The 23,713-nt window shown below is 63.8% G+C and carries 21 protein-coding genes; 13 read left to right on the top strand and 8 right to left on the bottom strand.

The genetic code is table 11. The features are described from left to right. The first annotated feature begins 36 nt into the window (after window positions 1–36). Genes FHW97_RS19020 through FHW97_RS18995 form a run of 6 tightly spaced genes read left to right on the top strand, consistent with a single transcriptional unit; the run spans window position 37 to window position 5,642 of the window. Entirely contained in the window at window positions 37–561 is a 525-nt protein-coding gene (locus tag FHW97_RS19020; protein ID WP_171799491.1) for a biotin/lipoyl-containing protein, read from the top strand. Then, on the top strand, window positions 561–1,928 hold the full coding sequence (locus tag FHW97_RS19015; RefSeq protein ID WP_171799490.1) for an acetyl/propionyl/methylcrotonyl-CoA carboxylase subunit alpha: 1,368 nt from the start codon (window positions 561–563) through the stop codon (window positions 1,926–1,928). Before FHW97_RS19020 ends, FHW97_RS19015 begins: the two co-directional genes overlap by 1 nt. Next, entirely contained in the window at window positions 1,925–2,353 is a 429-nt protein-coding gene (locus FHW97_RS19010; protein WP_171799489.1) for a hypothetical protein, read from the top strand. The genes FHW97_RS19015 and FHW97_RS19010 overlap by 4 nt, the downstream gene beginning before the upstream one ends. Before the next feature lies 1 nt (window position 2,354). Further along, window positions 2,355–3,416, top strand: coding sequence for a biotin synthase BioB (gene bioB / locus FHW97_RS19005; RefSeq protein WP_171799488.1), 1,062 nt, complete (start codon window positions 2,355–2,357; stop codon window positions 3,414–3,416). 34 nt (window positions 3,417–3,450) lie between these two features. Continuing rightward, window positions 3,451–4,863, top strand: coding sequence for a 3-hydroxyacyl-CoA dehydrogenase NAD-binding domain-containing protein (locus FHW97_RS22390; protein ID WP_171799487.1), 1,413 nt, complete (start codon window positions 3,451–3,453; stop codon window positions 4,861–4,863). Continuing rightward, a complete protein-coding gene (locus FHW97_RS18995; protein ID WP_171799486.1) occupies window positions 4,860–5,642 on the top strand; it encodes an enoyl-CoA hydratase-related protein in 783 nt (260 codons plus the stop codon). Before FHW97_RS22390 ends, FHW97_RS18995 begins: the two co-directional genes overlap by 4 nt. A gap of 77 nt (window positions 5,643–5,719) precedes the next feature. Here FHW97_RS18995 and FHW97_RS18990 read toward each other — a convergent pair whose 3' ends face one another. From FHW97_RS18990 to FHW97_RS18965, 6 genes are all read right to left on the bottom strand, one after another. After that, window positions 5,720–6,523 (bottom strand): enoyl-CoA hydratase/isomerase family protein, encoded by an 804-nt coding sequence (locus FHW97_RS18990; protein ID WP_253941886.1) that lies wholly within the window; start codon window positions 6,521–6,523, stop codon window positions 5,720–5,722. Beyond that, window positions 6,520–7,158, bottom strand: a complete 639-nt coding sequence (locus tag FHW97_RS18985) for a 3-oxoacid CoA-transferase subunit B (RefSeq protein ID WP_171799485.1) — start codon at window positions 7,156–7,158, stop codon at window positions 6,520–6,522. Before FHW97_RS18985 ends, FHW97_RS18990 begins: the two co-directional genes overlap by 4 nt. A gap of 17 nt (window positions 7,159–7,175) precedes the next feature. After that, the gene (locus tag FHW97_RS18980) at window positions 7,176–7,853 is read right to left on the bottom strand and encodes a 3-oxoacid CoA-transferase subunit A (protein WP_171799484.1); all 678 of its coding nucleotides are present in this window, start codon (window positions 7,851–7,853) and stop codon (window positions 7,176–7,178) included. Window positions 7,854–7,911: 58 nt separating this feature from the next. Next, complete coding sequence (locus FHW97_RS18975; protein WP_171799483.1) at window positions 7,912–8,448, bottom strand: flavin reductase family protein; 537 nt, start codon at window positions 8,446–8,448, stop codon at window positions 7,912–7,914. A gap of 98 nt (window positions 8,449–8,546) precedes the next feature. Further along, window positions 8,547–9,296 carry a glucose 1-dehydrogenase gene (locus tag FHW97_RS18970; RefSeq protein ID WP_171799482.1) on the bottom strand — a complete coding sequence of 250 codons (750 nt, stop codon included), beginning with the start codon at window positions 9,294–9,296 and terminating at the stop codon, window positions 8,547–8,549. A 153-nt stretch (window positions 9,297–9,449) separates the two neighbouring features. Next, a complete protein-coding gene (locus tag FHW97_RS18965; RefSeq protein WP_107719140.1) occupies window positions 9,450–10,181 on the bottom strand; it encodes a TetR/AcrR family transcriptional regulator in 732 nt (243 codons plus the stop codon). Between the two features lie 285 nt (window positions 10,182–10,466). Here FHW97_RS18965 and FHW97_RS18960 point away from each other — a divergent pair, with 285 nt between their 5' ends. The 6 genes from FHW97_RS18960 to FHW97_RS18935 all read left to right on the top strand — a co-directional run bounded on the left by FHW97_RS18960 (window position 10,467) and on the right by FHW97_RS18935 (window position 17,107). Then, window positions 10,467–10,844, top strand: coding sequence for a nuclear transport factor 2 family protein (locus FHW97_RS18960; protein WP_107719142.1), 378 nt, complete (start codon window positions 10,467–10,469; stop codon window positions 10,842–10,844). A 67-nt stretch (window positions 10,845–10,911) separates the two neighbouring features. Then, window positions 10,912–11,988: an LLM class flavin-dependent oxidoreductase gene (locus tag FHW97_RS18955; protein ID WP_253941885.1), complete on the top strand. Its 1,077-nt coding sequence runs from the start codon at window positions 10,912–10,914 to the stop codon at window positions 11,986–11,988. 2 nt (window positions 11,989–11,990) lie between these two features. Further along, a complete protein-coding gene (locus tag FHW97_RS18950; RefSeq protein ID WP_171799480.1) occupies window positions 11,991–12,737 on the top strand; it encodes a glucose 1-dehydrogenase in 747 nt (248 codons plus the stop codon). Window positions 12,738–12,807: 70 nt separating this feature from the next. Next, window positions 12,808–15,327, top strand: a complete 2,520-nt coding sequence (locus FHW97_RS18945) for a TonB-dependent receptor (RefSeq protein ID WP_171799479.1) — start codon at window positions 12,808–12,810, stop codon at window positions 15,325–15,327. A 101-nt stretch (window positions 15,328–15,428) separates the two neighbouring features. After that, window positions 15,429–16,175, top strand: coding sequence for an electron transfer flavoprotein subunit beta/FixA family protein (locus tag FHW97_RS18940; protein WP_169048733.1), 747 nt, complete (start codon window positions 15,429–15,431; stop codon window positions 16,173–16,175). Continuing rightward, a complete protein-coding gene (locus FHW97_RS18935) occupies window positions 16,175–17,107 on the top strand; it encodes an electron transfer flavoprotein subunit alpha/FixB family protein (RefSeq protein WP_171799478.1) in 933 nt (310 codons plus the stop codon). Before FHW97_RS18940 ends, FHW97_RS18935 begins: the two co-directional genes overlap by 1 nt. A 180-nt stretch (window positions 17,108–17,287) precedes the next feature. On the opposite strand, the gene FHW97_RS18930 is transcribed toward FHW97_RS18935, so the two are convergent. Then, window positions 17,288–18,895 carry a carboxylesterase/lipase family protein gene (locus tag FHW97_RS18930; protein ID WP_171799477.1) on the bottom strand — a complete coding sequence of 536 codons (1,608 nt, stop codon included), beginning with the start codon at window positions 18,893–18,895 and terminating at the stop codon, window positions 17,288–17,290. 374 nt (window positions 18,896–19,269) lie between these two features. Between FHW97_RS18930 and FHW97_RS18925 the strand changes: the two genes are divergently transcribed. Continuing rightward, a complete protein-coding gene (locus FHW97_RS18925; protein ID WP_171799476.1) occupies window positions 19,270–21,969 on the top strand; it encodes a TonB-dependent receptor domain-containing protein in 2,700 nt (899 codons plus the stop codon). 95 nt (window positions 21,970–22,064) lie between these two features. On the opposite strand, the gene FHW97_RS18920 is transcribed toward FHW97_RS18925, so the two are convergent. Beyond that, window positions 22,065–23,681: a DUF1593 domain-containing protein gene (locus FHW97_RS18920; RefSeq protein WP_216647775.1), complete on the bottom strand. Its 1,617-nt coding sequence runs from the start codon at window positions 23,679–23,681 to the stop codon at window positions 22,065–22,067. Window positions 23,682–23,713: the final 32 nt, after the last annotated feature.

Here is a 23,713-nt window from a genome sequence, read left to right as displayed (position 1 = left end):
GTGCTGAAAACCAACACCAGAGGATGGTTCTGAGCCATGACGCACAAACCAGTCATCGACAATCCGGTCGATCAGGTTCGCCTGCTGATCGAGGAGTTCACCCGGTCCGGGATCGCGACGCTGCACATGCGGTCCGGCCCGTTCGAACTGCTGCTGTCCAACGATCCGGCGGCCGGCACGCTGGTCACTGCCCAGCCGGCCGCAGCCGCGCCGACTACGCCCGCTGCTGTCGCAGTTGTGGCGCCGGCAGCAACGCCTGCGGCGTCAGCGGCGCCAGCCGCAGCACCCCCGGTGACCGCGCCTGGTGCCATTCCCGAAGGCGCAGTGATCATCGTTGCGCCCAATCTCGGCACGTTTTACCGCGCGCCCAAGCCCGGCGCGCCGGCCTATGTCGAAGTAGGCGGCAAAGTGGGCGGCGAAGATGAAATCTGCCTGATCGAGGTGATGAAGCTGTTCACGGCCGTCAAGGCGGGCCAGGCCGGCACCATCGTCGCCGTGCTGGCTGACGACGGCGCGATGGTTGAGGCGGGGCAGCCGCTGTTTGCGCTGGCGGCCGACTGATGGCGATCCGGCGCCTTTTCGTCGCCAACCGTGGCGAGATCGCTTTGCGCATTGTCCGCGCCGCGCAGGCGCTCGGGATCGAGACGGTCGTGGCCGTGTCCGATGCTGATCGTGACAGCGCGGCGGCGCGACTGGCCGATCGGGCGGTCGTGCTGGGGCCGGCACAGGCTGCGCGCAGCTATCTCGATCCGCGTCTGGTGGTCCATGCGGCCAAGGCCAGTGGTTGTGATGGCCTCCATCCCGGTTATGGCTTCCTGTCGGAACGGGCCATCCTGCCCCGGCTCTGTGCTGAAAACGGGATCGCTTTTGTCGGCCCGGAGCCCGATGTGATCGACTCGCTGGGCGACAAGATCCAGGCGCGGGCCATGGCGCGCGCGGCCGGGGTGCCGCTGGTGCCGGGCTGCGATGGCGTGGCGACGGCGGCCGATGCCCGCCGCGAGGGGGACAGGATCGGCTATCCCGTGCTGCTCAAGGCCGCAGCCGGCGGCGGTGGGCGCGGCATGGTCATTGCCTACAATGGCGACGAGGCCGAAGCCGGCTTCCACCGCGCCTCGGCCGAAGCGGTTGCTGCCTTTGGCGATGGCACGCTGTTCATGGAACGCTTCGTGCCCCAGGCCCGCCATGTCGAGGTCCAGTTGATGGGCGACGGCAAGGGCGGGGTGGTCCATTTCGGCGAGCGCGATTGCTCGGTGCAGCGCCGCTACCAGAAGCTGATCGAGGAAGCGCCCTGCGTGGCCATGCCCGATCACTTGCGCCAGCAGCTGCACGAAAGCGCCTGCGCGCTGGCAGCTTCGGTCAACTATCGCAACGCCGGCACATGCGAGTTCCTCTATGACGTGGCGCGCGAAGAATTCTACTTCATCGAGGTCAACGCCCGCATCCAGGTGGAGCATCCGGTCAGCGAGATGATCGCGGGCTTTGACCTGGTGCAGGAGCAGTTGCGCATTGCCGGAGGGTCGCCCCTGTCCGTATCGCAGGACCAGGTCAGGCTCACGGGCCACGCCATCGAATGCCGCATCAACGCCGAAGACACCGCACGCGATTTCATGCCCTCGCCCGGGCGGATCACGCGCTGGTCGCCGCCGACCGGCGAGGGGGTGCGTCTCGATAGCCATATGTCGGAAGGGGCGATGATCCCGCCTTACTACGACAGCATGATCGGCAAGCTGATCGTCCATGCGCCAACGCGCGACCTGGCGATCGACCGGCTCGATGCGGCGCTTGCGGAATTCCGCGTGGAAGGCATTGCCACGACCATCGGCTTGCACCGCGAAATCATCGCGCACCCGGATTTCCGGGCCAATCGCATCCATACCCGCTGGCTTGAACAAGTGCTGCTGGCCGAACGGAAAGGGGCCGCCGCATGATCGCACTGGACGACAATGCCCGCCGCATGATTACCAATGCGCGCGCCTTGCTCGACGCGATGCTGGCGGGCGGCTGGCAGCGGGTTTGCCTGCAAAGCGCGGAATGGGATTTCTTCCTGGCCCGTTCGCCGGGGACGTCCAATCCGCTGCTGGCCCCCGCACCCGTGGTGGCGCCGGCCGTGTCGCCTCCGCCGCCGGCGGTCGCCGCCCAGGCTTGCACGATCAGAGCACCGCATGTCGGCACGGTGGCATGGTTGCTGCCTGTCGGGAGCCAGACGGGCAAGGGCGACGCGGTGGCGCGGCTGGCTGTGCTCGATACGCTGGTCGATGTGCCCGCGCCGCTGGCCGGGGTGGTCGTATCCCATGGGATGGCTGCGAACGACCTTGCCGAATACGGCACCATCCTGCTCGGCATGGAGGGCTGATATGGCGTCGATAGCGCGCATTGATCCCTCCGTCCGCACCGACTGGAGCCGCGAGGAAATCGCCGCATTGTTCGACTTGCCGTTTACCGAGCTGGTGTTCCGCGCCGCCGCCGTGCATCGCGACCATCACCGCGCCGGTGAGGTGCAGCTGTGCACGCTGCTGTCGATCAAGACCGGCGGTTGCCCGGAAGATTGCGGCTATTGCTCGCAAAGCGTCAAGGCTGACAGCGGCGTGGCCGCGAGCAAGCTGATGGATGTGCAGGCCGTGCTGCAATCGGCTGCCCAGGCGCGCGACGCCGGGTCCAAGCGGTTCTGCATGGGCGCGGCCTGGCGCAACCCCAAGGATCGCGACATGGACGCCATCGTGCAGATGGTGAAGGGCGTGCGCGAGATGGGGCTCGAAACCTGCATGACGCTGGGCATGCTCACCCCCGATCAGGCCAGCAAGCTGGCCGAGGCGGGCCTCGACTATTACAACCACAACATCGACACCTCGCCCGAACGCTATCACGAGGTGATCACCACCCGCACCTTCCAAGACCGCCTTGATACCTTGAGCGTGGTGCGCGAGGCCGGGATCAACGTCTGCTCGGGCGGCATTGTCGGCATGGGCGAAACCCGCGCCGATCGCGTCGGCTTTGTCCACGCCCTGGCCACGCTAGAACAGCACCCGGAAAGCGTGCCGGTCAACGCGCTGGTGCCGGTCAAGGGCACCGTGCTGGGCGACATGCTGGCCGATACGCCCATGGCCAAGATCGACGATATCGAATTCGTGCGCACCGTGGCGGTGGCGCGCATCACCATGCCGCTGTCGATGGTGCGCCTGTCGGCCGGCCGCGAAAGCATGAGCGAGGCCACCCAGGCGCTGTGCTTCCTCGCGGGGGCCAACTCGATCTTCACCGGCGACAAGCTGCTGACCGCGCCCAATGCCGGCGACGACAGCGACGCGGCGATGTTCGCGCGCCTGGGCCTGAGGCCCATGGCAGGCGAAGAGCCGCTGCGCGCGATGAAAGCGGCCCATCCTGTTCAAGTGGGCGGCTGCTCGGGCGGCTGCGCGGCCTGAGCTGCACCGATTCAAGAACACCGGAGAGTGAGACGTGAACGAGGTATCCAGGATCGGTGTCTGCGGTGCCGGCACGATGGGCAGCGGCATTGCCCAGGTCGCGGCCCAGGCCGGCCATCCCGTCGTGATCTATGATGTCGATGCGCTCTCGCGCGATCGCAGCCGCGACCAGATCACCAAAGGTCTCGCCACTCTTGTGGCGCGTGGAAAGCTTGAGCCCGGGCAACCGGAGGTTATCCTGAGTACCTTGGTCTGGACCGACGAACCGGCCGGATTGCGCGATTGCGACCTGGTGATCGAGGCGATCGTCGAGAACCTGGCGATCAAGCAGGACCTGTTTGCGGCGCTGGAAGCCAACTTGCGCAGCGATGCGGTGATTGCCAGCAACACGTCCTCGCTGTCCATCGCACGATTGGCTCGTGGGCTTGCCCACCCTGGCCGGTTCATGGGGATGCACTTCTTCAACCCGGCAACGGTGATGAAGCTGGTCGAACTGGTCTCCGGACCGGCGACCGATCCCGCCGTGGCGGCGCGCGTGGCCGATGTGGCCAAGCGCTGGGGCAAGGTCGGCGTTCCGGTTGCCGACGTACCCGGCTTCATTGTCAACCGCGTGGCGCGGCCATTTTATGGTGAGGCATTCACGTGCCTGCAGCAGCATGGCGCGCCAGCCAACGTGATCGATCACCTGTTCAAGCACGCCGCCGGCTTTCGCATGGGGCCGCTGGAACTGACCGATTTGATCGGCCAGGATGTGAACTTTGCCGTCGCGCGTTCGGTGTTTGATGCCTATTTCGGGCAGACTCGGTTCGTGCCCCAACTGGCGCAGTCGGCCCTGGTCGACGCCAACTGGCTGGGCCGCAAGACCGGGCGCGGGGTCTATGATTATGCCCAGGGTAAGGGCTTTGAGCGACCGATTGCGCCTGGTGCCGCGATACCGCCTGACGTTGCGCCCCAGCCGGCCGAATTGCACTGGTGCCTGCCGGCGTTCGACATAGGCAAAGTTCAGGTCCGGGTTTCGCGTGGGCGGACTGCGCGGGACGAAGCCCGCGAGATCGGCCGCCCGGTGGTGGTGCTCGACTGGTTCGACGAGAGTTGCGCCGGTTCGATCGGTTACGCTGCCAGCGACGATGATGCCGCGACTGCGGTGGAAGCCAAGCTGGCGGAATGGGGGCTTGAGGCCTATCGCCTTGCGGATCGGCCGGGGCTGGTCGTGCTGCGCACGTTGGCCCAGATCGCCAATGCTGCGGGCGATGCCGTGCTGGAACAGGTCAGCGACGAGGCCGGTATCGATGCGGCGCTGCGCTTTGGCGCCAACTATCCTTTCGGGCCCTGCGCCTGGGCGCGTCGTTTCGGCGTGGCCGCGCTGGTCGAGGCGCTGCGCGCGATTGCTGCAGCGACCGGACAAGCGATGTACCAACCTTCGCAATATTGGGTGAATTTGGCATGACCGACAATTCTCGCCTGCTGCTCGTCGATCGCGCGCCATCGGGCGTGCTGACCCTGACGCTGAACAATCCGGAAAAGCGCAATGCCTTGGCAACCCCACTGCTGGCGCTGGTGGCCGAGGCACTTGACACCGCAGCAGGTGACGCTGCGATCCTGGCGGTGGTGATCACCGGCTCTGCCAAAGTGTTCGCCGCCGGGGCTGACATCAACGAATTGATCGAAAAGGGCGTCGCCGGGGCGCTGGCCGATCCACGCCCGGCAAACTGGGCCCGCATCCGCGCTTTTCCCAAGCCCATCGTGGCGGCGGTCGAAGGGTGGTGCCTGGGTGCGGGCAATGAGTTGCTGATGTGCTGCGATCTGGCCATTGCCGGGGCCAGCGCCCGCTTTGGCCAGCCGGAGAGCAACCTGGGGATCATCCCCGGGGCAGGGGGGACCGCCACCCTGCCACGCGTGGTTGGCCGCATGGCGGCGATGCACATGGTGCTGTTGGGCCAGCCGATCGATGCCGTCACAGCGCAGCGACTGGGGCTTGTCCTGGAAGTCGTCGAAGACGGCGCTGCTCTTCCGCGCGCCACGGTTCTGGCCGAAGCCATCGCCGCGCGCGCACCAGTGGCAGTCCGCCAGGCCAAGAGCCTGGTCAACGCCGCGTTCGATTTGCCCCATGCCGCGCATCTAGGCGCCGAACGGCAGGCGTTTTCCGCTTTGTTCGGAACCGCCGATAAGCGCGAGGGCATTGCCGCGTTCCTGGAAAAGCGGCAGCCGGACTGGACCGGCGCATAAAGACCCGCCCGGCGCGAATCCCCAGTTCGCACCGGCCTACGCGCAGCCGGTGTCGGAAACACCCGCGCGCGGGGGTGTCAGGCTTTCGCGCCTTTGCGTTCCCTGCCTCGGCGCAGGGCGGCGAGCACGGCCGCTTCACTGGCGGGATCTTCGACGAGCGCCGAAGACAGCTCCTGCGCTTCGAGATAGGCGTCCATCCATTCCGACCCCTCCCATTCGAGCGAGGCCAGCTTGCGGGCGCGCAGCACCGGCATGTTCTTGCGGGCGATTTGTTCGGCAAGGTCCAGCGCAATGGGCAATACGGCCGGACGCGGTACCACGTAGTTGAAGAAGCCAGTCGGTTCCAACTCGCGCGCGGTGAAAGTGCGGCCGGTGTAGATCATCTCGCGCACTTTGGCTTCCGGCATGCGCAGCGTGGCAAACAGACCGGCACTGCCCCCGATCAGCCCATAGTCCACTTCCGGGCACGCAAAGCGGGCGTTTTCGCTAGCGACACGCAGATCGCACATGCCCGCCAGCATCATGCCAACGCCCATGGTCGCCGCTTCGATCGCCGCGATCATCGGCTTGTCGATCGCGTGAAAGCGCGGCAACTGCGCATTGATGAAGTGATAGCGTTCCTTGCGGCGCGCGGCCGTCATGCCCTTGAACTCGTGCAGGTCCGCCCCGCCGCACCAGGCTCGGGCACCAGGTGGGGCGGTGATCACCAGCACCCTGACACTGTCGTGCTGCGTGGCATAGTCGGCCAGGCGGCCGATGTCTTCATAGACGGTCAACGACACGGCATTGACCGGCGGACGCGAGAACGTGACGATCACCACGCCGTCGTCACGATGTTCGAGGACGAAGGCCCCGAGATCGATCGTCTGTGACATCATCATGCCTCTGCCAGTTCAAGCCCGGTAAGAGCGCGCAGCGTATCCAGCGTCATGCCCTCAACCATTTCGATCACGTGAGCGCCGTCGGGGCCGACATCGAATATCGCGACGTCGGTGTAGACACGCGACACGCACGCCAGCCCGGTCAACGGATATGTGCATTGGCGCACCAGCTTGCTCTCGCCCGACTTTGTGAGCAGGTCCATCATCACGAACACGTCGCGGGCACCGATCGCCAGGTCCATGGCGCCCCCTACGGCCGGAATCGCATCTGGCGCGCCGGTATGCCAGTTCGCCAGGTCTCCATGGATCGAGACCTGGAATGCGCCCAGCACGCAGATGTCGATATGGCCGCCGCGCATCATCGCAAACGAATCGCCATGGTGGAAATAGGAGCCGCCGGGCAGGATGGTGACGGGCTGCTTGCCCGCGTTGATCAGTTCCCAATCGATATCTTCGGGCTCCGGTGCCGGCCCCATGCCAAGCAAGCCGTTCTCACTTTGCAGGAAGATGTCCTTGTCCTTGGGCAGGAAGTTGGCGACCATGGTGGGCGCGCCGATGCCAAGGTTGACATAGGCCCCTTCGGGAATGTCGCGCGCGACGCGGGCGGCAAGAGCATTGCGGTCCATGCGCTGCATGTCAGGTCTCCTGGTGGTCAGACGGTCGGCGCGGGCTGCATGGCCACGACGCGATCGACGAAAATGCCGGGGGTCACGATGGTTTCGGGATCGAGTGCGCCCAATTCGACGATCTCGGCGACCTGAACGATCGTGGTCTTTGCGGCCATCGCCATGATCGGGCCGAAATTGCGGGCCACCTTGCGATAGACGAGGTTCCCCCAGCGATCGCCCGCGCGCGCTTTCACCAGCGCAAAATCGGCGTGGATGGGATATTCCAGCACATAATGGCGGCCATCGATCTCGCGGGCTTCCTTGCCCTGGGCCAACATCGTGCCATAGCCGGTCGGCGTGAAGATCGCGCCCAACCCGGCACCCGCAGCCTGGATCCGGGCGGCGAGGTTGCCTTGCGGGACCAGTTCCAGTTCCACTTCGCCCGCGCGATAACGTGCGTCGAAGTGGTGCGAGGCGGCTTGTCGCGGGAATGAACAGATGACCTTGCGCACGCGGTTGGCCCGCATGAGCGCGGCAATGCCGGTTTCGCCGGCGCCGGCGTTGTTGCTGATGATTGTGAGGTCCGTGGCGCCTTGGGCGATCACGGCCTCGATCAGTTCCGCCGGAGCCCCGGCATCGCCAAAGCCACTGATCATGATCGATGCGCCGTCCTGCATATCGGCAACGGCCTCGGCCATCGAGGCGACGATCTTGTTAATCATTCCGCTCGGTCCTCTCTGCCACGCATATTGTTATGGGCTATGTTGTATGGGGCAATGTTCACGCGGGCACGGCTGATGCGAATTTGCCATCTAAATAGAGCAGCGCTGCCGCAGTTGCATTGCGGTGCATCGCGCCCACCTTGCCGATCAGGATCGTGTGCGTCCCGTGCGAGTGGGTGGCTTCCAACGCGCACTCGAACGCCACTGTCGCGCTTTCCAGCAGGGGTTGGCCGGCGGGCCCGCGTCGCCATAATCCCGGGGCGAAGCGATCCTTGCCAGCCAGCGCGGCCTTGCCGGCGAATTGGCCCACCACGGCGCTGTCCTGGGCCGAAAGCAGGCTGAGCCCGAACGCTCCGGTGGACAGGATCAGATCGTGCGCGCTGGCCGAACGGTTGACGCACGCCAGGAGCATGGGGGGATCGGCGCAAAGCGAGGACCAGGCGGTTGCCACCAGCCCGCCGGCATCGTCGTCTTGCGCGCTGGCAATGATGGCAACCGCGCCGGGCACTTGGCGCATCTGTTCCAGAAAGGCGGTGCGCAAGACCGTGTCGTCGGGCGCAATCGAGCTCGCGTTGTCCATCTTTGCCTTGCTCATAAATCCGAAAAAACGTCGGATATAACTAGCGAGCGCGGCGTGCTGCGCAAGTGAAATCGTGTCGCACAGGCGCCGCCTGCGCCCGCGCGACACCCGGTTCACAAGGCTGTGAGGCCGCCGTCGATGATGTATTCCGATCCAGTGATGAAGCCGGATTCGTCGGATGCGAGGAAAACCACGAGGTTGGAGACATCCTCCACTTCGCCCACCCGCCCGATCGGGACGGAGGCCGATGCCACGCGGATGCCGTCTTCGTCGAGCGCGTCCGTCATCATTTTCGTCTTGATATAGCCGGGATGGACGGAGTTGGCCCTGATGCCCTGCTTGCCGTATTCGATGGCGACTTGCTTGGTTATGCCGCGCACTGCGAACTTGCTGGCGGCGTAAGCGACGTTGGGGGTGCCATAGATCGCCACGATGCCCGAGATCGACGATATGTTGACAATCGAGCCGCCGCCGGCGCGGATCATTGTGGGGATCACGTGCTTGGTGCCGAGGAACACTGCAGTCTGGTTGATAGCGCAAACGCGCTGGAATTCAGCTTGCGTGAGGTCTGCACAACGTGTGGGTGAACCGATGATGCCAGCGTTGTTGACCAGCGCGGTGACAGGGCCAAAGCGGGCCTCGGTAGCACCGACAACCGCTGCCCAGTTCTCTTCGTCGGCAACGTCGAGGCGATAGAACGCAGCCCTTTCGCCCAGTTCCCGGGCAAGCGCTTCGCCACGCTCCGCATCGATGTCGGTAATCGTGACGGCGGCGCCTTCGGCCAGAAAGCGCCGCGCGTGGGCAGCGCCCATGCCCTGTGCGGCACCGGTGATGATGGCAACTTTGCCCTGGAGTCGTCCCATGAAGCCTCTCCCAATTAATCTCGACGATAATTCGGATATTATGGCAACGAATGGACGGGTTGGGAAGCGTGTTCACACGCGTTGGCTGCGCAGCGCTGAAGGGGGGGTAGTCAAAAGCGGGCGTCGGAGGCGCTGGTTGCGCCGGCAAGGGTGTCAGGGGCGTTCGTTGGCGATCATGGTGATCACGCGATCGGCCATCTCCGCGCTGGCTTTCGTCAGGTTGCGCGGGCGCCGGTACAGCAGCCAGGTGATGATCACCTGGTTGACCGCGCCGAGCAGCAGTGACGCTGTTTCATAGCTGTTCCGGCCGGCGGGAAATTCACCCTGGCGGACGCCTTCGTCGATGAGGTAGCGTGCGATCCGCGCAAAATCATCGACGCTGTGGCGCAATTCGGTTTCGCTGACGAGCACGCTGGGCCAAATTTCCAGATAAAACAGGCGGCCCCAATCGGCATGTTCCCGCGCGAAATCGGCGGACATGGATAGGTAGAGTAGCAGCTTTTCCCGCGCGGATGTTTTTCCGACAACCGCGGCGCGATACTCCTGAAAGAAGCTGACCAGATGCGAATTGGGCAGGTCGTACGCCAGGTCTTCCTTGCTCTTGTAATACTCGTAGAGCGTGGACGTGGATATCCCGGCTTCGGCGGCGATGTCGGCGATGCGCGAGCGCGAGATGCCGTCCCGCGCAAAGACGCGCAGGGCGGCATTGAGAATTTGCTGTTCCGTGCGCTTGCTGCGGTTCTGCTTGCGGTCAGGAGCGCGCTTGGGGCGGCTGGTGACGAGCTCGAGCAGCGTGTCCCAGGCGTGGTCGCCGGCTTCGGCCCGATCCTCGGGTGCAGTGTCGTTGCAGTCTTGCGCGTCAATCCCGCGGGTCGATAGGGGCATTCGAGCAGCCTTATAGTGGGGTTGTATGCTACTATCAGGATATTTGTTGCCGACCAAGAGTCGGTTTGGAATGATAATATCGTCTAAAAACAATTAGATAGTACTTCATTTCCAAAATAACCCGACAAAACGTCGAAAAAAATTGACGACGTCCTTTCGGGAATCTAGGCTCCTTGCAACAAACAGCAGGGCTCGAATCGAGCATTTCCGCAAGCGCGGTGGAGATGCGCGCTGCATGCGGCAATGCATGGGTTCGGAGAACCACCTGAATTCGCGGAGAGGACGATGGCCGACCTTGCCAACCGTGCCGAGCGCTTGATCCAGGCTTACAATGCCAAGGATTTCAATGCGATGGCAGATATGATGGCACCGGATGTGGATTTTGCCCATTACAACCGCGACTTCACGTTGACGTCGCGCGACGCGCTGCTCGAGGTCTTGCGCGGCTTTGCCGAAAATTATGTTCCCGATCGTCATTTCGAAGATGCAGACTTGGTCCTGGAGGTCGGTGACACGGTCATCCGCCAGGCCTGGTATGTCGGCACGCCAAGCGTGGACTTGCCCGGTTTTGGCAAGGCCGGGGCAGTGTTCCGGCTCAAATTCTGCAGTTTCATCCGCTTTGATGGCGATGGCTGCATCATCGAATGGAAAGATTTCGGCTGACGGCAGGCCCGGCTTGCGGGGCCGCGCTGTGACGTCCGACCAACGAGGTGATCCCATGAAAATTGGCATGTTCCAGACCCCGTTTCTCCGTCCCGAGCGGACGGCAAAGCAGGTTTTTCACTGGGCAGTACAGCAGGCGATCCATGCCGACCGCGTCGGCTTCAGCGAATATTGGGTTGGTGAACACGGCACGCTGGACTGGGAAAGCATTCCCAGTCCGGAACTGGTGATCGCCGCTGCCGCAGCCCAGACGAGCCAGATCAAGTTCGGCCCGCTGGCGCATCTGCTGCCCTACCATCACCCCGCAACTCTGGCCATTCAGACGGCCTGGCTCAGTCAGGTGCTGGAAGGTCGCTATATGCTGGGTGTCGCCACGGGGGCCTATCCCACTGATGCGGCGGTGCGCGGCATTACGGATATGAGCAAGAACCACGCCATGATGCTCGAGGCGATCGCCATTATGGAGCGGGTGTGGAACAACGAACCGTTCCAGATGGAAGGCCAGTTCTGGAATGCCGGCTATCCGAAGAGTGATCCGGCCCACCCGTTGCGCGATACCCGCCCGTGGGGCGGGCAGATGCAGATGGCGATGACCGGTCTGTCTGCACCGTCGCCCTCGATCACTTTCGCCGGCCGGCATGGCTTCATTCCAGCCTCGGTCTATGCGGGCAATGCATTCCTGCGCAGCCATTTCGAAACTTATCGCGAGGAAATGGAGCGGGCCGGGCGGCCGAGCGACCGCTCCGCCCACCGTGTGGTGCGCGACGTCGTCGTTGCCGAGACCGACGCCGAGGCGCGGAAGCTGGCGCTAGAGGGCGGGCTGGGCCTCGCTTGGGAAAGCTACATCAAGCCGACGTACAAGCGGTTTGGCGTGCTCAAGGGCCTGCTGCACGATCCCTCGGTTGATCCCGACACGGTCGATGCCGAATACCTCGCCGAGCATGTGTGGATTGTCGGGTCCGTCGAAACGGTACGCCAGAAGATCCAGGCCTGGTGCGACGACCTGGGCGGTCCGTTCGGCACGCTGCTGGTCTACAGCCACGACTATATCGACAATCCCGAGCCATGGGAGCATTCGATGAAACTGCTGGCGCAGGACGTAGCGCCGCAGATCGCCGCCCCGGCCGTGGCAGGAGTGGCCTGACCATGTCGCGCCTTGCCGGAAAGGTTGCGATCATCACCGGCGCCGCGCAAGGCATGGGGGAGGCCCATGCCCGCGCTTTCGTGCGCGAAGGGGCGCAGGTGGTGCTCACCGATGTCAATGCTGTGCGCGGTGCAGCCATCGCGGCCGAACTGGGCGAAGCTGCCTGCTTCGTCGAGCATAACGTGGCCGATGCAGCAGGTTGGCGGCGCGTGGTGGGCGTGGCGGAAGCGCGATTTGGCCCGGTCACCGTGCTGGTCAACAATGCGGGCGTGATTGGCCCGGTCAAGGGCGTGCTCGATCTCACCGAGACCGAATTCCTGGAGGTCTGTGCCGTCAACCAGTTGGGGACATACCTTGGGATGCAAGCCGTGCTGCCGGGCATGCAGAGCGCAGGCGGCGGCTCGATCGTCAACGTATCGTCGATTGCCGGGATGGTCGGCGCGGCCGCCTCGTCGAACGCCGCCTATTGCGCCAGCAAGTGGGCCGTGCGCGGAATGACCAAGCTGATGGCGGTATGGCACGGCAAGGATGGCATCCGCGTCAATTCCGTGCATCCCGGCTACATTCTTACGCCAATGATGGTGGCCGCCACCGACGAGCGCGGCGGGGGTGCCGCAGCGGCCATTCCCCTCGGGCGGCTGGCCGAGCCGCATGAAGTTTCCAATGTCGTCGTATTCCTGGCGTCGGACGAGGCGTCGTTCGTTTCCGGTGCCGAGCACGTGGTCGATGGGGCGATGATCGCCGGTTGAGCCGACGCCCCACGGCAACGCGGATAGATGCCTGCTTACCTGATCTAACAGAAAAAAATGGGAGGTAGAGATGCGCCTGAATAAACAATATCTGTTCGGCGGAGCCGCCGTTGCGCTGGCGATCCTGTCGGCCGACACCGCGTTGGCCCAGGCAGCCGCCAAGCCCGACGCCAAGCCGGAAGAGGCACCCGCTGCACCAGAAATCATCGTGACTGCCAACAAGCGCGAGCAGTCGGCCAACAGTGTCGGGCTGACCATTTCTGCGGCATCTGGTTCGGAATTGCTTCAGCGTGGCGTTTCCGGCCCGGCTGACCTCGCCAAGCTGGTGCCCGGCTTCACGTTCACCCAGTCGCTCTATTCCACGCCGGTATTCACCCTGCGCGGCATCGGCCTTTATGACGCGACCTTTGGCGCGCCGCCGTCCGTTTCGGTCTATACCGACCAGATCCCGCGCAACGTGCCGGTCATGTCTGACGCGCTCGATCTCGATATTGAGCGGGTCGAAGTGCTCAAGGGCCCACAAGGCACGCTGTTTGGCCAAAGTTCGACCGGCGGCGCCGTCAACTACATCGTCGGCAAGCCCACGCCTGACTTCCATGCTGGCTTCAACGCCTCCTACGAACGCTTCGATCGCGCCGAAATCGGCGGTTTCGTCAGCGGTCCACTGGGCGACAAGATTTCCGCACGGCTTGCAGTCAAGGGAATCAGCGGTGGCGCCTGGCAGCGCAGCCTGTCCCGGCCCAACGACGACAACGGTGATGCGCGCAAGATCATGGGGCGCCTGACCGTCGACATTGCCCCGGCCGATGGCGTTAAGATCGAACTCATGGCCACCGGCTCGCGCGATCGGTCCGATCCGCTGGCCCCGCAATATGCTGGCACGATCTACAATATCTATGGCAGCCAGTCGCAACTCGCCGCGTCAGGCAACCCCTATGGCTACGTTGATGCCAAGCGCTACGCCGATCTGACCACGCCCGGTTCGGCCGGGTATAGCGGCAGCTTCCTGGGTGCCCAATCCACCCTGGTCAGCCGGCTCAATGGCGCGGATCCGGCCGTGGCTGCTGGCGCCCGCGCCGTGCTGGGCACGAAGATCAGCAACAACGCGCGCGATGCGGAATGGACGCAAGGGCTGCTGGGCAAGTCAGACAACAGCTATTACCAGTTTGCCGGGCGCATCGATGTGGATGTGACGGACACGATCACGGTCACGTCGGTCACGGCCCTCGCCAAGCAGAAGTTGGCTTACAACCAGGATCTCGACGGAACCACTGCCCGTGCGGTCGATGTGCCGCTGTTTGGCGATGTGCGGTCGTTCAACCAGGAACTGCGCCTGGCAGGCAACTCGCCGACCTTGCACTGGATCGTCGGGGCTAGTTATGACAACGTGCGTACATCACAGAACAACTATTTCCAGCTGAACGATTATTCGGGAAATCTGGGACTTATTACGCTCACCTTGAACAATTACGCGTCCAGAATGCGCTCCTATGGGCTGTTTGCGAACGCCGAAGCCGAAATCGTCCCTAATCTGACGATCCAGGGCGGTATCCGCTACACCAACAACAAACAGAGCGCGACCTACTGCTACAACGACCCTGCCATCGACACCGCGCAGGGTACCGCGACGATCTATGGTGCAGCGCTCAACAGCGTGCCTATCACCATCCTGCCCGGCCAGTGCTTCCCGACATCAGGCGATCTGCTGTTGGGTACGGCCAAATCGACGCTCAGCCCGGTCACCAGCCACCTGCAGGAAGACAACGTGTCGTTCCGCGCAGGTGTGAATTACAAGTTCGACCAGGGCACGCTGCTCTATGCCACGGTCAGCCAAGGTTACAAGGCCGGCACGTTCTCGGCGATCGGCGCCTCGCGTATCCTGCAATATACCCCCGCTACCGAAGAAAAGGTGCTGGCATTCGAAGCCGGCTTCAAGGCGCCGCTGGCGGATCGTAAGGTCCAGCTCAACGCGGCGGCGTTCTACTACGACTATTCCAACAAGCAGGTCCGCGGGCGCATTGCCGACCCGGTATTCGGCCTGCTGGAGAAGATGCTCAACGTGCCCAAGTCCTATATTTTCGGGATCGAGGGTGAACTGGTGGTCAAGCCGCTGGCTGGCCTGCACTTGAGCGCGAGCGCGACCTACCTCAAGGCCAAGGTGACCTCGGACTATTCCAAAACGCCTGACGGGCAGGCAGTTTATAACGCTGCTGGCTATACCGGCAATTTCCGCAATTCGGAGTTGCCCTATACGCCCAAATTCAGCGCGAACGTCGACGCACAGTACGAACGCTCCATCGGTGACAACCTCGTCGGCTTTCTGGGCGGCACACTGACGTACCAGGGCCGGCAGAACACTACGTTCCACAATGCGGCGCTGCCCGCCGACGATTTCGAGATCGCCGGCTATGCCACGCTCGATGCGCGGATTGGCGTGGGTTCCGCCGACGGGCGTTGGCGCGGGACGATCTATGGCCGCAATGTGACCAACAAGACCTATACCACGGCGATCTCGACCTATCTCGACACGCTGATCCGCTATCGTGGCAAACCGGCGGTCTATGGGGCGTCCATCGCCTATCGCTTCTGATCGTGACCTGACCCGGTGAGGGCCAGGCAAAAAATCCCGGGGCCGCTCCATCGTGGGCGGCCCTTCGTTTCTGTCCATGCCGTTGATGAGAGTGCACTGCAATGAAAGCCCTGGTCTGCGTGAAGCGGGTGATCGACTACAACGTGAAGCCGCGGGTGAAGGCGGATGGCACGGGTGTCGAGCTGGCGAACGTGAAGATGAGCATGAACCCGTTCGACGAGATTGCGGTCGAGGAAGCCATTCGCCTGAAGGAAAAGGGCGTGGTGAGCGAGATCGTGGCGGTGTCGGTCGGGCCTGCCAAGGCAACTGATACGCTGCGCACGGCGCTGGCGATGGGTGCGGACCGCGCGATCCTGGTGCAGAGCGATGACGAGGTCGAGCCGCTGGCCGTGGCCAAGATTGTGACGGCGATTGCCGGCGAGGAACAGCCGGGCCTGATCATCACCGGCAAGCAGGCGATCGACGACGATTCGAACCAGGTGGGCCAGATGGTCGCCGCGCTGCTCGGCCGGCCGCAGGGCACCTTTGCCAATGAAGTCAGCGTCGAAGGCGATCACCTGATCGTCAAGCGCGAGATCGATGGTGGCCTGGAAACGGTCAAGCTGGCGCTGCCGGCGGTGGTAACCACCGACTTGCGCTTGAACGAGCCGCGCTATGCCTCGCTGCCCAATATCATGAAGGCCAAGTCCAAGCCGCTCGCCACCAAGACCCCGGCGGACCTCGGCGTCGATGTGGCGCCGCGCCTCAAGACGCTGAAAGTGGCCGAGCCGCCGGTCCGCGCGGCCGGCGTCAAGGTGGCCGATGTCGATGCGTTGGTGGCCAAGCTCAAGGAACTGGGAGTCGCGTGATGGGTAAGGTTCTTCTCTGGGTCGAGCATGACGGCGCGGCCATCAAGGACGCGACGCTGAGCGCGGTGACGGCAGCGGGCCAGCTGGGTGACGTGGTCGCGCTGGTCGCGGGCGAAGGCATCGATGGCGTGGCCCAGGCCGCCGCGCAGATCGCCGGCGTGGCCGCCGTGCTCAAGGCCGATGACGCGGCCTATGCCCATGCCTTGGCGGAAAACGTCGCGCCGCTCGTCGCCGGGCTGATGGCCGATCACGACGCGTTCGTGGCGCCGGCCACGACCACCGGCAAGAACGTCGCGCCGCGCGTCGCCGCGCTGCTCGACGTGGCGCAGGTCTCGGACATTCTCTCGGTCGAAGGCGCGAAGACCTTCACCCGGCCGATCTATGCCGGCAATGCCATCGCCACGGTCGAATCGAGCGATGCCAAGCTGGTGGTGACGGTGCGTGCCACGGCCTTCGCCAAGGCCGAGGCGAGCGGCGGCAGCGCTGCGATCGAGGCCGTGAGCGGCGCGGGGGACGCGGGCCTCTCCAGCTTCGTCGGCGCGGAAATCGCCAAGAGCGAGCGGCCGGAACTGACCAGCGCCAAGATCATCGTCTCGGGCGGCCGCGCCTTGAAGGACGCAGAAACCTTTGCCGCGACGATCACCCCGCTGGCCGACAAGCTCGGTGCCGCGATCGGCGCGAGCCGCGCGGCGGTGGACGCCGGCTATGTGCCCAACGATTACCAGGTCGGCCAGACTGGCAAGATCGTGGCGCCGCAGGTCTATGTCGCGGTGGGGATTTCCGGGGCGATCCAGCACCTTGCCGGCATGAAGGACTCAAAGACCATCATCGCCATCAACAAGGACGAAGACGCGCCGATCTTCCAAGTGGCCGACGTGGGCCTGGTGGCCGACCTGTTCACCGCCGTGCCGGAACTGGTGGGCAAGCTTTGATAGTTTACTTTGGCATTTGTAGCGCTGACTTTTAGAATGAAACAGAGGAGGGCGAGGCGAGTAACGCACCGTGTCACGTCATTGTCTGCCATGGGCAGCATGGCTTCTCAGCGGGCAGATTCCGAGATTATCCAATTGCCACAGCAGTAATACGGCGCCGAGCATGGCAATGCCGTTACCTCATCCCGCGATCAGTAGCCGACGTAGCGCAGCGTGCGGGTCGCTTGCCACTCGTGATTGCAGGTTGAAGATCATTGTCTGTCGCTGTGCCAGGTTATAGGCGGGCCAGGATGGGATGCCGGGGTGCTGGGGGTTTCCGGTTTTGGCGAAGGCGACCCATGCCGGATGCATCTGCGCGGCCATGCGATCGGGGCCGGGGCCCGGGCCGACAAAGTCACGGATGTTGTCATGTGTGCCGAAGACGAAGGACAACTCGACCGCGTGGCCGGCCTTGAGCCGTCCGCCGAACACCGGGGTTTCCCAGTCCATGCGATACATCCATACCGGCGACCCTTGTCGGACCTTGCGCTCTGCCAGCAGGATGCTGTTGGTCCAAAACATCCGGTTGCCGTTGAACGCGGTGATCAGGTCGCCGGGGCTATAGCCTGGATAGGCCTCGCGCAGGGCGGCGACCACTTCGCCGGTCTTGCGGGGCAGTAATTTGGCTATGGCTGCTTCAAGGTCTGCATCGGTCGCGGTGGCTAGGCTCTTGTCACCCAGAGCGAACATCGTACCTTCATCCTTGTTGGTGCCGATGATCAGCGGGATATCGGCGCAGAGCGGCGAGGCATCGGGCGTGAACGGGCCGCGCGGCAATGCCTTGCCATCGATGCTGGGGGTGAAATCGCCGGTCAGGAAACCGGTGGGAGCGAGCTTGGCGACTGCGTCGACCGCCGCTTGCTGGCTATCGAAAATCGTCTGGGTTGGAACGGCGGCAAGACCCTGGACGTCCCCTGGTTTGACCCCAAGTTTGTCGAGCAGCGCGCCGCCGAGCGCTGTGGCGTAGGCGCGTGGCGTGGCGTCGAGATCGGCACCGCTCTGGATCGCTGCCTTGTGAAACAGGCCTTTGGCATCGGGCATACCCATGAGCAGCGAAACTTTCGCGCCGCCGCCGCTTTCACCAAACAGCGTGACATTGGACGGATCGCCGCCAAACTGTGCGATATTGTCGCGCACCCAGCGCAGTGCCGCCACGATGTCGAGAAGGCCGGCAAGGCCGGACGAGCGGTAATCGGGGCCCCAGCTATCGGGCAACTGGGCGAAGCCGAAGACGTTGAGGCGATGGTTGACACTCACCAGCACCACGCCATCGCGTGCGAAATGATCGCCCCAGTAAGTGGGACGCGTGCCGGCGCCCGACGAAAAGGCGCCGCCGTGCAGCCAGACCATGACCGGCTTGGGTTGGTCGAGCCCTTGCGTCCAGACATTGAGGAACAGGCAGTCCTCGCTTTGCGTCTCGTCGAACGGAGCATCGCGCTGGCCGTGGGCCTGGATTGCCGAAGCACCGAAGCGGCCGGCATCGGCCACGTCGGTCCAGGGCTGGAGTGGCTGGGGCGGGCGGAAGCGCAACGCGCCGACCGGTGGTGCGGCATAGCGCAGGCCCTTGAATGCCAGCGTCCCGCTCAATTCATAGCGGCCGCGCACCGGCCCATTGGTGGTCTTCACGATCGGCGTGGCTGCGCCGAAATCTCCGGCAAAAGCAGGGCTGGTGAACGAGCGGCTGGCGAGGCACGTGGCCAGAGCGGCCGTGGCGCCGAGCAGGCTGCGGCGGGAAACGGAACATGTCATGCGAATGGGGTCCTCTCGCAACCGAAAGCGGCTTCTTTTATTTTCGAAGAGATCGAATATGAAGTTATTCGAAAGTGGTCAATCGGCTTTTCAGCCGACGCGGCGGGCTTGGGATGGCGGCTGAAGATGGCCGCATTCAGCAGATTAATTGGTTTCTTGAGACTGCTCAGGATGGGTAGGACCTCCCTGTGCAAATGACACCGTGGCGTCATGTCGCACGCCCGGAATAGGGCCCACCGCGATCGATTGGTTGTCGAAAACGAAATCAAACGAAAGAATCGGTTGATCGATTGGCAACGAGTCATTACGAGTCCCGACAGAAAGCACCCTTTTTTAAATGGCCAAAGCCAGGTGCGAACCAGGAGAGGAACCGCATGAAATTGCCACAATTTCGTGCCGCCGCGCTGTCAGGCAGCGCCATGGCGGCGGGGCTCTGCGTATCTGCGATGGTCAGCCCGGCTGCGGCCCAGGCCGTGCCTGCTGCCGATCCGCCAGCCGCCTTGCCGTCAACGGCTGCCAGCGCCGATGCCACCAGCGAAGCGGACAACACGCAAGTGCGCGAAATCGTCGTGACGGGCACGCTTATCCGAGGCGTCGCTCCGGTTGGCACCAATGTGATCGGCGTGTCCACCGCCGACATCCGCGCGACGGGCGCCTCTTCGACCAACAACCTGCTGGCGACCATTCCCCAGGTCAGCAATTTCAACTCGTTCCCATCCGGTTCGGCCAGTTTCGGCCAGCCCATCGCACAGACCAACTTGCGCAACCTGGGTGCTTCGGGCGGCACGACCACGCTGCTCCTGCTCAACGGGCATCGTTTGGTCGGCTCGGGCATTCTGCAGACTTACGCCGATCCCACGATCATCCCGCCCGGCATTATCGAGCGGGTCGAAGTCGTGCCCGATGGCGGTTCGTCGATCTATGGCTCGGATGCTATCGGCGGGGTCATCAATATCATCACCCGCAAGCGCAGCTCTGGTGTTGATATCGCTGCCAATTACGGTTTCGCCGACGGCTACGCCACGCTCGACGGCAACGTCACGGCGGGCAAGGATTGGGGCAGTGGCTCGTTCACGCTATCTTATGCCTATGCCTGGCACAACAATATCCAGGGCATCGAGCGCGACTACGTTACGCAGAACAACACCGCCAACGGCGGTAGCGATCGCCGCGTTACCACGTGCGCGCAGCCCAATCTGATCGTGGGCGGCGTCACTTACGCCATGCCCGGTCTGGTGGCCGGCACACGCAACCTCTGCAGCAACACTGATTATGCCGACATTTACCCGCGCGAGCGTCGCCATACCGTCTTCGGCACACTCGACCAGGACCTGAGTGACAAGCTTTCGTTCAACCTTACCGGCTATTTCTCGGAACGCGTCACGCATACCCTGACAGCGCCGCTGTCCACCAACAGCACGATCACGTCGGCCAACCCCTATTTCCGTCCGATCGGCACCGAAACCAGCCAGCAGGTGCTGTTCGATTACAGCCCGGTCTTCGGCAAGGGGACCGACAATCCTGCACGCTTCAATTCCTGGGGCTTTACGCCGACTTTCACTTATAGCCTGCCGCACGACTGGAAGCTGCGCGGCATGCTCAATTATGGCCAGAGCTACAATTCCACGACCGAGCGTTCGATCAACACCGATGCGGTCAATGCGGCGCTGGCTGCCACGACGACTTCGGCCGCGCTCGATCCCTATGATCTGAGCCAGACCAACCCGGCCGTGCTGACCGGCATTCGCGGTTACACCAACTTCTCGGAAGCCACCCAGAAGTTGGCCGAAGCGCGGATCGTGGCCGATGGCGCGGTGTTGAGCCTGCCGGGCGGCGATCTTCGCCTGGCCGTGGGGAGCGAATATCACTGGGAAAAGATCGACGCCCATATTGCATTCGGCGCCGATGCCAGCCCCAAGCAGAACCGCGCCATTGCCTCGCGCAACGTCGCGTCGATCTATGGCGAAGTGCTGGTGCCGTTGGTGGGACCCGGCAACGCCATGACCTTGGTCCAGGCGCTCGATCTCACCGGATCGGTCCGCTATGACCATTACGACGACGTGGGCGGCACCACCAATCCCAAGATCGGGTTCACGTATCGCCCGGTTCACGGCATTTCGTTCCGCGGCAACTGGGGCACCTCGTTCCACGCGCCCAGCCTGGCCGATACCACCGGCGCGGTTGACGCGCGCGTCTCGTCGATCCCGATCGTGCTGAACCTGGCGCCGGGCAGTTCGCCTGCCGATATGTTCCGCCCCATTCTCTACATTTCCGGCGGCAACCCCAACCTGCGGCCCGAACGCGCCACGACCTGGTCGCTCGGCACCGATATCCAGCCCGATTTCTTCAAGGGCCTGACGATCAGCGCGACCTATTATAACGTCGATTTCAAGGACCAGATCAGCGTCAATATTGGCGGGCTGTTGGGCGGAGCCAGCTTCTATGCCGATCCCACCAATGCGCCGTTCTATATTCTCAATCCCACGCTGGCACAGGCAACGGCATTTTCTGGCGGTGTGCGGGCGGACAATTTCACTTCGCTGGCCTCGTTCTTCGCCGCCAACAATCCGTATGCGATCTACGACTTGCGCCGCTACAATCGTGGCCGGCTCAAGCAGGACGGGATCGACTTCAATGTCACGCTGCGCCGTCCCGTCGGCTTCGGCACGATCAATGCCGGGTTCGCGGGCACCTACACTTTGCATCGCAAGACCAAGGATTCGCCGACTTCGGCCTTTGTCGAGCGCCTCGACAACGGCGTTAGCCGCTTCAACTTCGTCGCCTCGCTGGGCCTCGATTCCGGGGCACTCTCGAGCCGGGTCTCGCTCAACCACTCGGGCGGCTACCCGATTATCGGCGAACCGCTGCAGCCGCGTGTCGGCGCGTTCAACACGGTGAACCTCTTTGCCGCGCTCGATCTGGAAAAGCTGGGGCTGAAGCGGCCGGTGTCGCTGTCGCTGACGGTCAACAACCTGCTCGATCAGGATCCGCCGTGGCGCAATGCCGGTTCGGGCTATGCCAATGGCTCGACCCTGGGGCGCCTGGTGCAGTTCGGGCTGCGCACGAAGTTCTAAGCGTGTCGGACGGCGGGGCAACCCGGCCGAAAGACTCTAGGCCGGGGGCAGGCGGGATGGGGAAACCTCGCCTGACCCCGGCCTTTTTCGTGGCGTTAATCCGTGACAGTCACGACCACGCGGGCATAGTGGGTCAGGGCCGGCGTTCCATCATCGCTCGCTTCGGCAATCAGGTGCAGGGTCTGGCCCGGCTTGGCATCGGCAGGCACCTGAAAACGCAAGACCGAGCCCGTGCCGAGCGTGGCGGGCAGCGTCCCGGGATAGGTTCCAGCGGCGGCATAGGGCCACCAGCGCAAGGCCAGGCGGTTGCCATCGGGATCGCTGGCTCGCACCGACAGGTCGAGCAAGGCGCCGGCACGCGCGCTGCGCTGGACCGGACCGGCAAGCTGCACCACCGGGGCATGGTTGGCATCGGCGCGGCGCGGCGTGACGGCCCAGAGGAGACGCGCGGCAAAGTCGTTCTGCACGGCGCGGAAGAAGGGTGACGTCGGCGCGCGCGGCACGGTGACCTGCGCAGCAGGATTGGCCAACATGGCCCGAATTGCCGCTCCGGCCTCTGGCGAGACACCGTAACTCTCGCTGTGGGAATGGACCCCGCCCCATCCGCCGAAGCTGCTGTCTCGCCAGCCTTGCAGGCCATTGTTGACCAAGTTGAGGAATGTGGGCGTATCGCCTTCGGAAATGAACGACCCGGGCGCCATGATCGGTGCCCAGACGTGATAGCCTTCGGCGCGCAATTGGGCTGCGGTCTTGCCGGCGATGCCGAAGTAATCGTACTTGTCGCCCGGCACCATCTGCTTGCCATCGCCCCAGACGCGATAGGCCGCCCCGATCGGGCCGCGCGATGAGATCCATCGGCGAGTCCAATCGGCGCCCAGCAGCGCGGCATCTTCGGCGCTGAGAGTCAGCTGCGAGAAGTAGGCCAGGCTCGCGCCATCGGACTGCTGGTTATAGCGGATCTCGGGCCAGTGCGGCTTGATGTATTTGGCGTAAGTATCGTCTTGATCGCCCGAAGGCTGGATCACCGCTTTGCGGATGACCTTGGCGCGGATTGCCGCCCATTCGGGCTTGCCGGCATAATCGTCCTCGATCCGCTTGAGCGCGCGGGCGATCGTGCTCTGGCCGCCCCAGGCATGAAGATAGACCGGCGCTTCCTGGTCATCGAGTAGCAGCTTGCGGATCAGTTCACTGCCCGCGGTGTCCTCGCTTATGTCGCCATCGAACGCGACGTTGCCCCAGCGCACTTTGGCGCGCAGCGCGGCCGGGCTGGGATAGGCCGGGTTGTGGACGCGCAAGTTGGGCCAGGCCTGGGCATAGAGATCCAGCGCCTTGTCGATGAACCGCTCGCCCTTTGCCCAGCGCCACGAGGTGCAGGGGCAGGCATCCACCCCGCCACGGTTGTACTCACGACCGGGAAACGTGCGTGCGGTGCCCTTGCCATCGCCTTTCCAGTGGAACTGGCTGCTGGCGTAGACCAGGCCTTCCACCTTGAAATCGGGCGCGTAGAGCAGGAAGCGCAAGAGCGAGTTGAAATCGTCCAGCTCGGGATCGGTGGTGATCACTACGCGCGGACGCGCACTGGCGGGCGGCTCAGCATAGGTCGGCCCGGCATGCATCGTGCGGGCAGGCGCGGCACTGGCCGGCGTGCCAGCGAGCACGCTCAAGGGCAGAAACGCTGCCACTGCGGTGAGGACCAGGGGACATGAAGGCATCGGATTTCCTCTCCTTGCGACGGCGTCCATGG

Origin of the sequence: Novosphingobium sp. SG754, assembly GCF_013149315.1 — a bacterium.
GTDB lineage: Bacteria > Pseudomonadota > Alphaproteobacteria > Sphingomonadales > Sphingomonadaceae > Novosphingobium > Novosphingobium capsulatum.
Note: the sequence above shows the minus strand (reverse complement) of the source record. Positions and strands in the feature narration are given on the sequence as shown.

Excerpts from the sequence above, each read along its gene's own strand:
- FHW97_RS19020 (WP_171799491.1), top strand. The coding sequence starts at position 37 with ATGACGCACAAACCAGTCATCGACAATCCGGTCGATCAGGTTCGCCTG.
- FHW97_RS19015 (WP_171799490.1), top strand. The coding sequence starts at position 561 with ATGGCGATCCGGCGCCTTTTCGTCGCCAACCGTGGCGAGATCGCTTTG.
- FHW97_RS19010 (WP_171799489.1), top strand. The coding sequence starts at position 1,925 with ATGATCGCACTGGACGACAATGCCCGCCGCATGATTACCAATGCGCGC.
- bioB (WP_171799488.1), top strand. The coding sequence starts at position 2,355 with ATGGCGTCGATAGCGCGCATTGATCCCTCCGTCCGCACCGACTGGAGC.
- FHW97_RS18995 (WP_171799486.1), top strand. The coding sequence starts at position 4,860 with ATGACCGACAATTCTCGCCTGCTGCTCGTCGATCGCGCGCCATCGGGC.
- FHW97_RS18990 (WP_253941886.1), bottom strand. The coding sequence starts at position 6,523 with ATGATGATGTCACAGACGATCGATCTCGGGGCCTTCGTCCTCGAACAT.
- FHW97_RS18985 (WP_171799485.1), bottom strand. The coding sequence starts at position 7,158 with ATGCAGCGCATGGACCGCAATGCTCTTGCCGCCCGCGTCGCGCGCGAC.
- FHW97_RS18980 (WP_171799484.1), bottom strand. The coding sequence starts at position 7,853 with ATGATTAACAAGATCGTCGCCTCGATGGCCGAGGCCGTTGCCGATATG.
- FHW97_RS18975 (WP_171799483.1), bottom strand. The coding sequence starts at position 8,448 with ATGAGCAAGGCAAAGATGGACAACGCGAGCTCGATTGCGCCCGACGAC.
- FHW97_RS18970 (WP_171799482.1), bottom strand. The coding sequence starts at position 9,296 with ATGGGACGACTCCAGGGCAAAGTTGCCATCATCACCGGTGCCGCACAG.
- FHW97_RS18965 (WP_107719140.1), bottom strand. The coding sequence starts at position 10,181 with ATGCCCCTATCGACCCGCGGGATTGACGCGCAAGACTGCAACGACACT.
- FHW97_RS18960 (WP_107719142.1), top strand. The coding sequence starts at position 10,467 with ATGGCCGACCTTGCCAACCGTGCCGAGCGCTTGATCCAGGCTTACAAT.
- FHW97_RS18955 (WP_253941885.1), top strand. The coding sequence starts at position 10,912 with ATGTTCCAGACCCCGTTTCTCCGTCCCGAGCGGACGGCAAAGCAGGTT.
- FHW97_RS18950 (WP_171799480.1), top strand. The coding sequence starts at position 11,991 with ATGTCGCGCCTTGCCGGAAAGGTTGCGATCATCACCGGCGCCGCGCAA.
- FHW97_RS18945 (WP_171799479.1), top strand. The coding sequence starts at position 12,808 with ATGCGCCTGAATAAACAATATCTGTTCGGCGGAGCCGCCGTTGCGCTG.
- FHW97_RS18940 (WP_169048733.1), top strand. The coding sequence starts at position 15,429 with ATGAAAGCCCTGGTCTGCGTGAAGCGGGTGATCGACTACAACGTGAAG.
- FHW97_RS18935 (WP_171799478.1), top strand. The coding sequence starts at position 16,175 with ATGGGTAAGGTTCTTCTCTGGGTCGAGCATGACGGCGCGGCCATCAAG.
- FHW97_RS18930 (WP_171799477.1), bottom strand. The coding sequence starts at position 18,895 with ATGACATGTTCCGTTTCCCGCCGCAGCCTGCTCGGCGCCACGGCCGCT.
- FHW97_RS18925 (WP_171799476.1), top strand. The coding sequence starts at position 19,270 with ATGAAATTGCCACAATTTCGTGCCGCCGCGCTGTCAGGCAGCGCCATG.
- FHW97_RS18920 (WP_216647775.1), bottom strand. The coding sequence starts at position 23,681 with ATGCCTTCATGTCCCCTGGTCCTCACCGCAGTGGCAGCGTTTCTGCCC.